Below are 12,829 nucleotides of genomic sequence, written 5' to 3' on the forward strand. Positions count from 1 at the left end.
ATCCAACAGGCGGCAATAGCCGTCCAGGAACTTGTTCATCGTTCGTCTCCTCGCACCTCGCGCCGCCGGGCAGGCGCATGCGGTCAAAAAGGGCAAAAGCTCGGCGCCGGATCAGCGCGGCAAAGCAAATACCTGAAACCGGTTTCCGCTATGCTACGGAAACCGGTTTCTCACTTTTATCGGGGCTTACCCGCGGTTGGCGGTGGCCGCAGAGCGGCGCCCGCGTGGGCGCTCGGCGGGCGTTTGGGTGGTTTTCCGGACGCTTTGGGGGCGTGGCCGGTGCGCCGCGCGCGCGCTCAGGCCGGCGCGGGCACGTTCACGAGGCTGCTCCACTCGCGCATTTGGGCCACGAGGCCGGGCTCCAACGGGATGCCGGCCTCGCTGCGCTGCGAGAGGCGCTGCAGCTCGGGGTCGCCGGGCATGCGGGGCGCGCCGGGCTCGGCCGCCAGGGTCTGGGCCATGAGGGCGACGGTGGCGGCCAGCGTGGCGCCGCCGGCAAAGCGCATCGGGTCCAGGACGATGAAGAAAGCGCCCAACTCGCGCGGGCGGTGCAGTTGTTCGTACATGGGCGGGATGTGCGGCCCCCAGGGGTTGCCGTGCAGCGGGCCGCACAGCAGCTCGATCATCAGCGCCATGGCGTAGCCCTTGTGGCCGTAGTCGGTGCCGCCCAGGGGCAGCAGCGCGCTGGCGGCGGCGGCATCGGTGGTGGGCTGGCCCTGGGCATCGACGGCCACGCCTTGCGGCAGGCCGCGGCCCTCGCGGCGCGCGTTCATGACGCGGTTCCACGGGATGGAGGTGGTGGCCATGTCCAGGCACACGGGCTCGCCATCGGCGCGCGGGAAGGCAATGGCGATGGGGTTGGTGCCCAGGAAGGGGCGGTGGCCGCCATGCGGCGCGGCGATGCTGTCCGCGTGCGTGAAGGCGATGCCGATGAGCCCTTCCTGGGCCGCGGCGCGGGCGTAGAGGCCGATGGCGCCGCAATGCGAGCTGTCGCTCACGCCCACGGCGCCCACGCCGGCCTCGCGCGCCAGGCGCATGGCCAGGCGGTTGGCGTGGTGGGCCACGGCGATGCCCAGGCCCTGGTCGCCGTGGACCTGGGCCGTGCAGGGGCCGGTGAGCTCGTCGCGGATGGCGGGGCGCGCCTTGATGGAGCCCGCGCGCAGCCGGTTGAGGTAGTGCGGCAGCCGGGCGATGCCGTGCGAGTCCACGCCCCACAGGCTGGTGAGCACCAGCGAGTCGGCCACGCTGCGCGCGTCGGCCTCGGGCACGTCCATGGCCTGCAGGCAGGCGCGGCCCCAGGTGCGCAGGGTTTCGGCGGGGCAGTGGATGAGTTCGATGGCTTCGGTGGTCAAGGTTGATTCCTCACTTGTTCCAATGACTTGCCGGGAGGGGGTTGTGCCCGGCGGCCCCGCTGCACGGGCGCCTCGCACCCTCATCCGTCATGCCCGCGAAAGCGGGCATCCACGCCGACCAAACCAGCGGCGCGCCAACGGCGGCGTGAAGCGATGCAGGGCGAAGGCGGCACCTCGGTGTTCGTGGATGCCCGCCTTCGCGGGCATGACGAAGTAGAGGGGCTACCTCATCTCATTCCTCACATCACCGCCCCCAGCGACCAGGGCACGAATTCATGCTGTCCATAGCCGTGGATCTCGCTGCGCGTCTTCTGCCCCGAGGCCGTGGCCAGCATGCGTCGGAAGATGGCCTCGCCCATCTCGTCCACGGTGGTTTCGCCCTCGACGATGCCGCCGCAATTGAGGTCTATGTCGTCGCCCTGCCGCTGCCACAGCGCCGTGTTGGTGGAGAACTTCAGGCTCGGCGCCGGCGCGCAGCCGTAGGCCGAGCCGCGGCCGGTGGTGAAGCAGATCAGGTTGGCGCCGCCCGCCACCTGGCCCGTGGCCGAGACGGGGTCGTAGCCCGGCGTGTCCATGTAGAGCAGGCCGCGCGCGGTGGCGGGCTGGGCGTACTCCAGCACGTCCACCAGGGCCGTGGTGCCGCTCTTGGCGATGGCGCCCAGCGACTTCTCCAGGATGGTGGTCAGCCCCCCGGCCTTGTTGCCGGCGCTGGGGTTGTTGTCCATGCGCATGTCGTTGCGCGCGGTGTAGCGCTCCCACCAGCGCACGCGCTCCATCAACCGCGCCGCGACGTCCGCATTCACCGCACGCCGCACCAGCAGGTGCTCGCCGCCGTAAATCTCCGGCGTCTCCGACAGGATGGCGCTGCCGCCATGCGCCACCAGCCGGTCCACCGCCGCGCCCAGCGCCGGGTTGGCGCTGATGCCGGAATAGCCGTCCGAGCCGCCGCACTGCAGGCCCACCGTCAGGTGGTTTACAGGCACCGGCTGCCGGCGCACGGCGTTGGCCTCGGCCAGCATCCCTTCCACCAGCGCGACGCCGTGGGCCACGCTCTGCGCCGTGCCGCCGCTGTCCTGGATGTTGAAGACGTGCAGCCGCGTGGAGGGCTGCAGCCCCTCCTGCGCCATCAGCCCGGCGATCTGGTTCGTCTCGCAACCCAGGCCGATCACCAGCAGCGCCGCGAAGTTGGGGTGGCGCGCATAGCCGCCCAAGGTGCGGCGCAGCAGTTTCAGCGCGTCGCCCTCGCTGTCGGTGGCGCAGCCCAGGCCGTGGGTGAGCGCGACCACGCCGTCCACGTTGGGGTAGGCGGCCAGCGGCTGCGCGTCGGCCGGCAGGCGCGGGTGGGCCTTGAAATGGTCCGCAATGGCGCGCGCCACCGTGGCCGAGCAGTTCACCGAGCTGAGGATGCCGATGTAGTTGCGCGTGGCCACGCGGCCGTCGGCACGAACGATGCCCTCGAACGTGGCCGCGGGCGTGGCGCGCGGCGTGGGCAGCGCGTCCACGCCCACTTCCAGCGCCCGCTCGAAGTCGCTGAAGGCCAGGTTGTGCGTGTGCACGTGCTGGCCGGCGGCAATGTCGCGCGTGGCGCTGCCGATGACCTGGTTGTAGCGCCGCACGGGGCTGCCGGCCGGGATGTCGCGCACGGCCAGCTTGTGGCCCGGCGGCACCAGGCCCTGCACGGTCAGGCCCAGGCCCGCGATGCGCGTGCCCGCCACGAGTTGCTGCCGCGCGATGACGACGTCGTCGGCGGGGTGGATGCGTATCACGGGGTCCATGGGCCCTTGCCTCCGCCTTACTGGTCCAGCAGCCGGGCGTCCCAGGCGTGCACGGTCTGGCGCTGCTCGCCCAAGCCCGCTATGCCCAGGCGCATCACGTCGCCGGCCTTGAGGTAGACGGGGTTGGGCTTGGCGCCCAAGCCGACGCCCGGCGGCGTGCCGGTGCTGATGATGTCGCCCGGCTCCAGCGTCATGAAGCGGCTGATGTAGCTCACGAGCTGGCGCACGCCGAACACCATGGTGCGCGTGTTGCCGTCCTGCCAGCGGCGGTCGTTGACCTCCAGCCACAGGTTCAGCGCCTGCGGGTCCGGCACTTCATCCTGGGTCACCAGCCACGGGCCTATGGGGCCGAAGGTGTCGCAGCCCTTGCCCTTGTCCCAGGTGCCGCCGCGCTCGATCTGGTATTCGCGCTCGGACACGTCGTTGACCACGCAATAGCCGGCCACGCAGCCCAGCGCGTCGGCCTCGCTCACGTAGCGCGCGCGCTGGCCGATGACCACGCCCAGCTCCACCTCCCAGTCGGTCTTGACCGAGCCCTGCGGCATCACCACCGGGTCGTTTGGGCCGGTGACGGCGCTGTTGGCCTTGGTGAACAGCACGGGCTCGGCCGGCACGGGCAGGTTGGATTCGGCCGCGTGGTCGGCGTAGTTCAGGCCCACGCAGATGAACTTGCCCACCTGGCTCCACGGCGTGCCGATGCGCGCGGGCTGGGGCAGCAGCGGCAGCGTGGCGGGGTCGATCTGCTGCAGGCGGCGCAGGTTCTCGGGGCGCAGGGTGTCGGCGGTGATGTCGGGAATCACGCCGGAGAGGTCGCGAACCTGGCCCTGGGCGTCGAGCAGGGCGGGACGTTCGGCGCCGCGGGCGCCATGGCGAAGCAGTTTCATAGGGGTACGGCGAAGGGGTGAAGTGAAGGGAAAAAGTGGGGTGGAGCGGGCCGGTCGCCGGCTCGTCAGTTGGACCAGCCGCCGTCGATGACTTGCGCGGTACCGGTGGTGAAGGCGGACTCGTCGCTGGCCAGGTACACGGCCAGCGCGGCGATCTCGCTGTCGCGCCCAAGCCGGCCCATGGGCTGGCGGGAGACGAACATCGCTTCCACCTCCTGCTCCGTCTTGCCGCTGGCCGCGGCCTGCGCGGCGATGCGCTCGCGCAGCGAGGGCGATTCCACCGTGCCGGGGCAGATGCAGTTGCAGCGCACGCCGCGGCCCACGAAGTCGGCGGCCACCGATTTGGTCAAGCCCACCACCGCCGCCTTGCTGGTGGCATACACGAAACGGTTCACGGGCGCCTTGATGCTGCCCGCCACCGACGCGACGTTGACGATGGAGCCGCCGCCGCGCGCGAGCATGCCCGGCAGGAAGGCGCGGAGGGTGCGGGCCATGGACTTGACGTTGAGGTCGAAGGCGAAGTCCATCTCCTCGTCGGTGCTGGCCAGCACGTCGCCGGCGTGGACGAAGCCCGCGCCGTTGAAGAGCACGTCCACGTCGCCCGCTTGGGCCGCGGCGGCATGGATGGCGGCGGCGTCGCGCACGTCCAGCCGCAGCACTTGGCTGCCCGCGGCGCCGGTGGCGGCGAGATCGCCGGCCAGCGCGTCCAGCAGCGCGGTGTTGATGTCGGTGGCGATGACGCGGGCGCCCTCGCGGGCGAAAGCCAGCGCCGTGGCGCGCCCTATGCCCTGCCCCGCCGCGGTGACGAAAGCGGTCTTGCCTTGCAGTCTCATCAGGTTGGTCCTCGTGCTTACTTGAGCATGCCCAGTTGCTGCGGCAGCCACAGCGTGATCTGGGGGATGTAGGTGATGGCGATGAGAGCACCCATGAGCGGCACCAGCCAGGGCAGGATGGCCATGGTGGTGCGCTCCACGGAGAGCTTGGAGATGCGTGCCAGGACGAACAGCACCATGCCCAGCGGCGGGTGCAGCAGGCCGATCATGAGGTTGAGCGTGATGATCAGGCCGAAGTGGATGGGCTCGATGCCCAGCTTCAGGACGATGGGCAGCAGGATGGGCACCAGGATGGTGATGGCCGCGATGGTGTCGATGAAGCAGCCCACGAACAGGATGAGCAGGTTGGCCAGCAGCAGGAAGACCCACTTGTTGTCCGTGATGCTCAGGATGGCGTCGGTGAGGATTTGCGCCGCCTGCGTGGTGGTCATGAGCCACGCAAAGATGGATGCAGCCGTGACGATGAAGAGCACCGAGGCCGTGGTCTCCACCGTGTCGAAGGTGGCCTTGGCCAGCGTGCGCAGCGTCATGCTGCGGTAGCGCACCAGGCCCAGGAACAGCGCCCAAATCACGGCGGCGACCGCGGCTTCCGTGGGCGTGAACCAGCCCATGGTCATGCCGCCAATGAGGATGACCGGGGCCATGAGCGCCATCACGGCCGAGAAGTTGAACTTCCAGTCCAGCGCCAGCAGCGCGACGAAGCCGATGCCAGCGGCCAGGTTGGGCGACACGCCGGCTTTGGTCATGAGCCACACCGCCATGGGGAAGGCCAGGACGATGGCGATCTCCAACGTCGCGCCGCCCAGGCGGCCCCAGTGGAAGGCGACGTCGCCGCCCCAGTTGTTCCTGCGTGCAAACCAGGCCACCGTGAACATCATGAGTAGCGTCATGAAGATGCCCGGCAACACGCCGGCCAGGAACAGCGCGCCTATGGAGACGTTGGCCATCATCCCGTAGATGACGAAGGGCAGCGAGGGGGGGATGATGGGCCCCAGCGTGGCGGAAGCCGCCGTGACGCCCACGGCGAACTCGGTGTCGTAGCCATGGTCCTTCATGGCCTTGATCTCGATGGAGCCCAGGCCCGCGGCGTCGGCGATGGCCGTGCCCGACATGCCGGAGAAGATGACGGAGCCGATGATGTTGACCTGGCCCAGCCCCCCGCGCATCCAGCCCACCAGCGCCACAGCGAAGTTGTAGATGCGGCCGGTGATGCCGGCGATGTTCATGAGGTTGCCGGCCAGGATGAAGAAAGGCACGGCCAGCAGCGGGAAGGACTCGATGCCGGCAATCATGCGCTGTGCCACCACGATGTCCGGGACCGAGCCCGATACCAGGATGAAGAGCAGGGACGCCCCGGCCATGGCCACGGCCACGGGAACGCCGACGAGCATCAGCGCGAGGAAGGAGCCTACGAGGATGAGCATGGGAGTACGGCTGAAGGGTTGCGTAGTCCGCGCTGCGCCACCGCCTGCCCCCGTGGGAGCAGGCGCGCGGGTTGGGCGGGCGCCGGGTAGCGAAAAGGAGCTTGGCGTCAGTCGTAGGCTTCGGGGCGCTCCAGCGCGCTGAAGCCCTGCCGAAGATGTTGCACGCTCACCTGTACCGAGCGCAGCGCCATCAGCGCCATGCCGGCAAACGCGAGCCAGTACACATGGCTCTTGTTCCAGTCGATCGTAGTCATGGGCTCGTTGTCCACCGCGAGTGCGTAGCGCGCGATCAGCCAGGCCGCGTAGGCGAAGAAGGCCGTGCGCGCCACGTCCACCAGCGTCGCCAGCACGCGCCCCGGGGCGCCCGGCAGCCAGCGGTAGACCAGGTTGACCTGGATGTGCCGGCTGCGCCGCACGCAGGCCGCCGCGCCTATGAACACCACCGGGATCAGGCAGTACACCGCCAGCTCCTCGGTCCACGCGAAGCTGTCGTTGAGCACGTAGCGGGTGAAGAACTGCAGCACCACCAGCCCCGTCATGAGCCAGAAGAAGCCCAGGCAGATCCAGTCCTCCAGCCCGTAGGGCGAGAGGTCCACGTGGTGCTCGTCGGCCTCGGCGAAGCTGGCGGCGATGGCTTGGGCTTCAGCCTCCGCCTCGGCGCCTGAAACGGCGGGCGTTGCGCTGTGCGATGCGGCGTGCATGTGCATGTCGGGGTGCGTCACGGCCATGGCGGGGCTCCGGGCTTACTTGACCAGCGCCTGTATGCGCTCCCAGTCGGCCTTCTGGTAGCCGTACTGCTCGAAGGGCACGTTCTTGAGCACGGTGTCGCGGAACTCGGCCGTGTTCACCTCCGTCACCGTCAGGCCGCGGCTCTTGAAGGTGGCCACCAGCTCCTTCTCCTTGGCCGCGACTTCCTGCGAGGCCTTCTCGGCGGCCTCCTGCGCCACCTCGGAGAACAGCTTCTTGTCCGCGTCCGGCAGCTTCTTCCACAGCGCGCCGGAAACCACGGTGTTGAGGTGGTCCACGATGTGGCCGGTCAGGACGATGTGCTTCTGCACCTCGAAGAACTTCTTGGCCTCGATCGTGGGCAGCGGGTTTTCCTGCGCCTCCACGGTGCCGTTCTGCAGCGCGAGGTACACCTCGGCGAAAGCGATGGGCGTGGTGTTGGCCCCGCAGGCGCGCGGCATGGCCAGATACGCCGGCACGTCGGGCACGCGGATCTTCAAGCCCTTCATGTCCGCGCACTTGGTGATGGGCTTGTTGCTCGTCGTGTGGCGCACGCCGTAGTAGGTCGTGGCCACGATCTGGTTGCCGGACTTCTGCTCGTAGCCCGCGGTGAGTTCCTTGTAGATGTCGCTCTTGGTATAGGCCAGCAGGTGGTTGACGTCGCGGAACGTGTACGGGTAGTAGGTGACGCCTATGCGCGGAAAGCTCTTCGCGGCAAAGCTGGAGCCAGAAATGATGATGTCCACCGTGCCCAGCGCCAGGCCCTGGTTGATGTCGTTTTCCTTGCCCAGTTGCGAAGCCGGGTAGACGTCGATCTGGTACTTGCCGCCGCTGCGCTTCTTGATCTCGTCCGCGGCCCATACCGACCACTTGTGGAAGGGCTCGGACGTCTCGTAGACGTGCGCCCACTTGAGCTTGGTCTGCGCGGCGGCGCTGCCGGCGGCGGCCAGCGCCAGCGCGGCCAGGGCGGTCTTGAAGGCAATGCGGCGGTCCATGTCGTCTCCTGTGTCGGCCCAATGGGCGGGCCGGTGTGGTTCTGGGTAAAGCGAAAGGAACGGAGAAAGCGAAGGAGCGGCGGCGGTCAGCCGACCAGTTGCACCTTGGTGCTGCGGCCCCGGTCGGCCGCCAGGTGGAAGGCCTCATCGGCCTGCGCCAGCGGCAGTTGGGCGCTGATGAGCGGGCGCACGTCCACGCGGCGCGTGCGAATGGCCTGCACGGCCCAGTCGAACTCGTGGTTGGCGCGGAAGGCGCCAACGAAATCCAGCTCGCGGGCCATGACCTGGTTGAGCGGCAGCGTGACCTCAGGCGGCAGCGTGCCCACCTGCACGATGCGCCCGCCGCGGCGCGTGGCCGCGAAGCAGCTCGCCAGCGCGGCGGCGTTGCCGGCCGCCTCGATGCTCACGTCGGCCAGGTCGGACAGGTCCGCAGGCGCGATTTGATCGACACGCAGCGTTTCGTCCGCACCCACCTCGCGGGCGCTTTGCAAGGGGCGGTCGGCCACGTCGGCCACGATGACCCGCGCCGCACCCGCCAGCCGCGCGGCCAGCACGCTCATGCAGCCGATGGTGCCGCCGCCCATCACCAGCACCGTGCGGCTGAGCAGCGGGCCCGCGCGGTCCACGGCATGCAGGCCAATGGACAGCGGCTCGGCGCAGGCGATTTCGCCCAGGGAGACCTCCGCCTCCTCCACCGGCGTGAGCTGCGCCTCGCCCATGAGGAAGTGGCTGCGGAACATGCCCTGCGCATGCGGGAACACGCTGGCGCTGCCCAGGAAGAACATGTTGCGGCACAGGTTCAAGCGGCCCGCGCGGCAGTAGTCGCAGCGCCCGCAGGCGTGCGAGGGATTGATGGCCACGCGCTGCCCGGGCACCACGCGCGTCACGCCGGGGCCTGTGGCGTCCACGATGCCGGAAGCTTCGTGCCCCGGGATCAGCGGCTCGCGGATGACGAAGGCGCCCACGCGCCCGTGCTGCCAGTAATGCAGGTCCGACCCGCAAATGCCCCCTGCCCCCAGGCGCAGCCGCACCTCGTGGGGGCCGGGCACCGGCAGCGTTTCGTCGGACAGGCGAAGGTCCAGCGCCGCGTGGATGCGGCACACCGTGGAGGTACTGCTCATGGGGTGATGCGGTCGGGCACCTGCAAGGGCGCCGATTGGTTGACTGGCCAGTTGGCGGTGAAGCGGTCGTGCGAGCGCTGCAGGTGCTCGCGCATGGCGGCGCAGGCGGCGTCGGGGTCGCCGTCCTTGACGGCCTGCACCACGCGGCGGTGCTCGGCCACGGCGGTGCGCCAGTTGTCGGCGTTCTCGAAATGGCGGCCCAAGCGCTCGAACAGCGGGTTGTTGCGCTCGTCGAAGAGCTGCGTCACCACGCGCAGCAGCGGGCCGTTCTCGGCGGCTTCGGCCACGCGCAGGTGAAAAAGGCGGTCGCCGCGCAGCGGCATGACGCCGCCGTCTATGTCCTGGTCCATCAGGTCCACGGCCTCGGTGAGCGCGGCCACCAGCACGGGGCTGGCCGCGCGCGCGGCCATGGCGGCCAGCTCACCTTCCACCACCTGGCGGGCGCGGATGGTCTCCAGCGGGCCATCCACCGTGCGCGTGTCCACCAGCACCCGCGCCGCACGCTGGCGCACGTAGATGCCGGAGCTCATGCGCACCTCGATGACGCCCTCCACCTCCAGCGCGATCAGCGCCTCGCGCACGGAGGGGCGCGACACGCCCAACTGCGTCGCCAGATCGCGCTCGGTGGGCAGCCGCGACCCGGGCGGGAACTCGCCGCCGTCGATCAGCGTGCGCAACTGGTCGGCGATCTGGCGGTACAGCCTGCGGGGTTCTATGGCCTGGATGGGCATGGCGGTGGCGGTCTGTTGGTTTGTTGGTCTGACCAATTGACCGGCAGGATAGGCAGCACCCCTTCCAATCCCTATCCGGGCTTGCCCTCCCGGGGCAAACCCTGACGCGAAGCTTGCAGGCGGCTCAGTGGAGGGCCACTCGCCGGATCACGTCGCCCCTCAATGCGCCGCGCCGGCCCCGCCCTGCCTTGCGCCCCCCTGCGCAGCCGACCCCATCGCCGCATTCAGCGCCGCCTCGCGCAGCAGCACCATGTCGCGCCCGGGCGGGGAGCCGAATTCGCGGCTGTACTCGCGGCTGAACTGCGAGGCACTTTCGTAGCCGACGCGGTAGGCCGCCGTCGAAGCGTCCAGGTGCTCGGCGAACATCAGGCGCCGCGCCTCGTTGAGCTGCAGCCGCTTGCGGTACTGCAGCGGGCTCATGGCGGTGAGCTGCTTGAAGTGGTGGTGGAAGGTGGAGAGGCTCATGCGTGCCTCGTCGGCCAGCGCCTCTATGCGCAGCGGCTCGGTGAAGCGGCTCTTGAGCAGGTCGATGGCGCGGGCGATCTGGTGCCCGCTGCTGCCCACGGCGCCGATCTGGCGCAACCGCGCGCCCTGGTCGCTCACCAGCAGCCAGTACAGGATTTCCTGCTGCACCAGCGGCGCCAGCACTGGGATGCTTTCCGGCTCGTCCAGCAAGTCCACCAGGCGCTGGAAGGCGCGCAGCAGCGGCACGTGCACGCTGCCCACCGTCATGGCGCGCTCGTTGCCCTGGCCGCGCGCGGGGGGCAGCTTGCCTTCCAGCACCATGCGGTTGATCTCGTGCGGGTCCAGCGTCATGAGCAGCGCCATGAAGGGGCGCTGCGGCGTGGCGTCCAGGATGTTGGCCACCGTGGGCACGTTGAGCGCGGTGACGAGGAAGTGGCGCGGGTCGTAGGTGAAGGCGTCGCCGCCCAGCAGCACGCGCTTGCGGCCCTGGACGATCAGGCCAACGCTGGGCTGGTACAGCCCGCAGATCGGCCCGACCGGGTTGCCCGTGCGGTACATGGACAGGCTGGGCAGCGCCGCCGGCTGGAAGACCTGGCTGCCGTCGGTCCAGCGCTCCACGCCGTGGGCCAGGCCCAGGCGGGCCGCCTCGAAGCGCTGGGCGTCCAGCGCGGTGGCGGCGGCGGTGGGTGCGTCGCCATCGTTATGCATGGGGGTTTGCAGCGTGTCGTCCATGGTGCGGCTCCTGCGCTTGAAAGCGCGGCGATGCTAAGGGATGGCAGCCAGGTGGCGCCCTGCCCCCCGGAGGATCAGGCAAACAACTCGCAGCATCGGGCTACCGGGCAAACCCCGGGCGCGCCGACACTGCCGCCCTTGAACGGCGCAGGATCAGGCCAGCGGGCCGCCTGCATGTGTAGCGGGGTGCGAACGACATGGAACACGTGGACGCGATGGTGCTGCGCACGCTGGCGCAGTGGCGCGGCGAGGGCCGCCGGGCGATGCTGGTGACGGTGGTGCGCACGTGGGGCTCGTCCCCGCGGCCCGTGGGCTCGGTGATGGCGCTGCGCGAGGACGGCGCCGTGGTGGGCTCCGTCTCCGGCGGTTGCATCGAAGACGATCTCATCCACCGCCACACCCGCGGCGGCGCCTGGCCCGCGGGCCTGCCGCACCTGCTCACCTACGGCGTGAGCGCCGACGAGGCCCACCGCTTCGGCCTGCCGTGCGGCGGCACGCTGGAGCTGCTGCTGGAGCCCGACCCCGACACCGCGCTGCTCGGCGCCCTGGTGCAGGCGCTGGACGCCGGCCGCCTCATGCGCCGCAGCGTGCGGCTGGGCGACGGCCTCATCACCCAGACCGAAACCCAAGCCCCGCAGGCCCTGGCCACGGCCGACGAGGTGGTGAACACCTTCGGCCCCGCCTACCGGCTGCTGCTCATAGGCGCGGGGGCGCTGGCCGAATGCCTGGCGACCATGGCCCTCTTCAGCGGCTTCACCGTGACGGTGTGCGACCCGCGCGAGGAGTACGCGGGCCACTGGGGCGTGGCGGGCGCGCGCCTGGTGCGCGGCATGCCGGACGACGTGGTACTGGACTTCAAGGCCGATGCGCGCAGCGCCGTGGTGGCCCTCACGCACGACCCCAAGCTGGACGACCTCGCGCTGCTGGAGGCGCTGCAAAGCCCGGCCTTCTACGTCGGCGCCATTGGCAGCCGGCGCAACGACGCGGCGCGCCGTGCGCGCCTCACCGAGCATTTCGGCGTGGACGCCGCCACGCTCGCGCGGCTGCGCGGCCCCGTGGGCCTGTACATCGGCAGCCGCACGCCGCCGGAGATCGCCGTGAGCATCATGGCCGAGCTGCTGGCGGTGAAGAACGGCGTTGCGTTGCCCGCGAAACTTTCGGTGCGCGAGGCCAAGGAACGGCTTGCGCCTTCCGCTGAAGACATCGCCACGGCCCCACTGGCCGAGGCGGCCTGATTCCCTCCCCCGGCGGCCCGCGGCCAGCGGACCGGCCGGATTCCTTCGCTTTACCAATCAACGAGCTGCGATGACCACACTCAACGTCAATGGCCGCGAGCAGGCGCTCGACGTCGATCCCGGCACGCCCGTCCTGTGGGCGCTGCGCGATGCCCTGGGCCTGACCGGCACCAAGTTCGGCTGCGGCATGGCGCAATGCGGCGCCTGCACCGTGCACGTGGACGGCCAGGCCGTGCGCTCCTGCGTCACGCCCGTGTCGGCCGTGGCGGGACAAAAGATCACCACCATCGAAGCCGTCACCGGCGGGCAGGACAAGGTCGGCAAGGCCGTGCACGCCGCCTGGGTCAAGCACGACGTGGCGCAGTGCGGCTACTGCCAGAGCGGGCAGATCATGTCGGCCACGGCCTTCCTGAAATCGCTGCCCAAGGGCAAGCAGCCCAGCGAGGGCGAGATCGACGCCGCCATGGCCGGCAACGTCTGCCGCTGCGGCACCTATGCGCGCATCCGCGCGGCCATCGCCGACGCCGCCAAGTCGCTGGCCTGAGCACGAGGAGCC

At 70.0% G+C, this 12,829-nt stretch carries 12 protein-coding genes; 2 read left to right on the forward strand and 10 right to left on the reverse strand.

The window, feature by feature from the left end; genetic code table 11:
* Positions 1-296 precede the first annotated feature (296 nt).
* The 10 genes from SM757_RS29855 to SM757_RS29900 form a co-directional block, all read right to left on the reverse strand.
* Entirely contained in the window at positions 297-1,352 is a 1,056-nt protein-coding gene (locus SM757_RS29855) for an Ldh family oxidoreductase (RefSeq protein WP_322468128.1), read from the reverse strand.
* 239 nt (positions 1,353-1,591) lie between these two features.
* The gene (locus SM757_RS29860; RefSeq protein ID WP_322468129.1) at positions 1,592-3,127 is read right to left on the reverse strand and encodes a UxaA family hydrolase; all 1,536 of its coding nucleotides are present in this window, start codon (positions 3,125-3,127) and stop codon (positions 1,592-1,594) included.
* Positions 3,128-3,144: 17 nt separating this feature from the next.
* Positions 3,145-4,011 carry a fumarylacetoacetate hydrolase family protein gene (locus SM757_RS29865; RefSeq protein WP_066343232.1) on the reverse strand — a complete coding sequence of 289 codons (867 nt, stop codon included), beginning with the start codon at positions 4,009-4,011 and terminating at the stop codon, positions 3,145-3,147.
* A gap of 65 nt (positions 4,012-4,076) precedes the next feature.
* Positions 4,077-4,844 (reverse strand): SDR family oxidoreductase, encoded by a 768-nt coding sequence (locus SM757_RS29870; protein WP_322468130.1) that lies wholly within the window; start codon positions 4,842-4,844, stop codon positions 4,077-4,079.
* Between the two features lie 17 nt (positions 4,845-4,861).
* Positions 4,862-6,268 carry a TRAP transporter large permease gene (locus tag SM757_RS29875; protein ID WP_066343227.1) on the reverse strand — a complete coding sequence of 469 codons (1,407 nt, stop codon included), beginning with the start codon at positions 6,266-6,268 and terminating at the stop codon, positions 4,862-4,864.
* Positions 6,269-6,375: 107 nt separating this feature from the next.
* On the reverse strand, positions 6,376-6,996 hold the full coding sequence (locus SM757_RS29880) for a TRAP transporter small permease (RefSeq protein ID WP_322468131.1): 621 nt from the start codon (positions 6,994-6,996) through the stop codon (positions 6,376-6,378).
* A 15-nt stretch (positions 6,997-7,011) separates the two neighbouring features.
* Positions 7,012-7,989: a sialic acid TRAP transporter substrate-binding protein SiaP gene (locus tag SM757_RS29885; RefSeq protein ID WP_066342600.1), complete on the reverse strand. Its 978-nt coding sequence runs from the start codon at positions 7,987-7,989 to the stop codon at positions 7,012-7,014.
* An 86-nt stretch (positions 7,990-8,075) separates the two neighbouring features.
* Positions 8,076-9,110: an L-idonate 5-dehydrogenase gene (locus SM757_RS29890; RefSeq protein WP_322468132.1), complete on the reverse strand. Its 1,035-nt coding sequence runs from the start codon at positions 9,108-9,110 to the stop codon at positions 8,076-8,078.
* On the reverse strand, positions 9,107-9,841 hold the full coding sequence (locus SM757_RS29895) for a FadR/GntR family transcriptional regulator (RefSeq protein WP_322468133.1): 735 nt from the start codon (positions 9,839-9,841) through the stop codon (positions 9,107-9,109). The genes SM757_RS29890 and SM757_RS29895 overlap by 4 nt, the downstream gene beginning before the upstream one ends.
* 159 nt (positions 9,842-10,000) lie before the next feature.
* Positions 10,001-11,038, reverse strand: a complete 1,038-nt coding sequence (locus SM757_RS29900; protein WP_322468134.1) for an AraC family transcriptional regulator — start codon at positions 11,036-11,038, stop codon at positions 10,001-10,003.
* Between the two features lie 197 nt (positions 11,039-11,235).
* Between SM757_RS29900 and SM757_RS29905 the strand changes: the two genes are divergently transcribed.
* Positions 11,236-12,273, forward strand: a complete 1,038-nt coding sequence (locus SM757_RS29905) for an XdhC family protein (RefSeq protein ID WP_322468135.1) — start codon at positions 11,236-11,238, stop codon at positions 12,271-12,273.
* Positions 12,274-12,343: 70 nt separating this feature from the next.
* A complete protein-coding gene (locus tag SM757_RS29910) occupies positions 12,344-12,817 on the forward strand; it encodes a (2Fe-2S)-binding protein (protein WP_322468136.1) in 474 nt (157 codons plus the stop codon).
* The last annotated feature ends 12 nt before the right edge of the window (positions 12,818-12,829 follow it).

This window comes from Azohydromonas lata, from assembly GCF_034427735.1.
GTDB lineage: Bacteria > Pseudomonadota > Gammaproteobacteria > Burkholderiales > Burkholderiaceae_C > Azohydromonas > Azohydromonas lata.

Coding starts and splice junctions, on each gene's coding strand:
- SM757_RS29870 (WP_322468130.1), bottom strand. CDS start 4,844: ATGAGACTGCAAGGCAAGACCGCTTTCGTCACCGCGGCGGGGCAGGGC.
- SM757_RS29890 (WP_322468132.1), bottom strand. CDS start 9,110: ATGAGCAGTACCTCCACGGTGTGCCGCATCCACGCGGCGCTGGACCTT.
- SM757_RS29860 (WP_322468129.1), bottom strand. CDS start 3,127: ATGGACCCCGTGATACGCATCCACCCCGCCGACGACGTCGTCATCGCG.
- SM757_RS29895 (WP_322468133.1), bottom strand. CDS start 9,841: ATGCCCATCCAGGCCATAGAACCCCGCAGGCTGTACCGCCAGATCGCC.
- SM757_RS29865 (WP_066343232.1), bottom strand. CDS start 4,011: ATGAAACTGCTTCGCCATGGCGCCCGCGGCGCCGAACGTCCCGCCCTG.
- SM757_RS29885 (WP_066342600.1), bottom strand. CDS start 7,989: ATGGACCGCCGCATTGCCTTCAAGACCGCCCTGGCCGCGCTGGCGCTG.
- SM757_RS29875 (WP_066343227.1), bottom strand. CDS start 6,268: ATGCTCATCCTCGTAGGCTCCTTCCTCGCGCTGATGCTCGTCGGCGTT.
- SM757_RS29910 (WP_322468136.1), top strand. CDS start 12,344: ATGACCACACTCAACGTCAATGGCCGCGAGCAGGCGCTCGACGTCGAT.
- SM757_RS29880 (WP_322468131.1), bottom strand. CDS start 6,996: ATGGCCGTGACGCACCCCGACATGCACATGCACGCCGCATCGCACAGC.
- SM757_RS29900 (WP_322468134.1), bottom strand. CDS start 11,038: ATGGACGACACGCTGCAAACCCCCATGCATAACGATGGCGACGCACCC.
- SM757_RS29905 (WP_322468135.1), top strand. CDS start 11,236: ATGGAACACGTGGACGCGATGGTGCTGCGCACGCTGGCGCAGTGGCGC.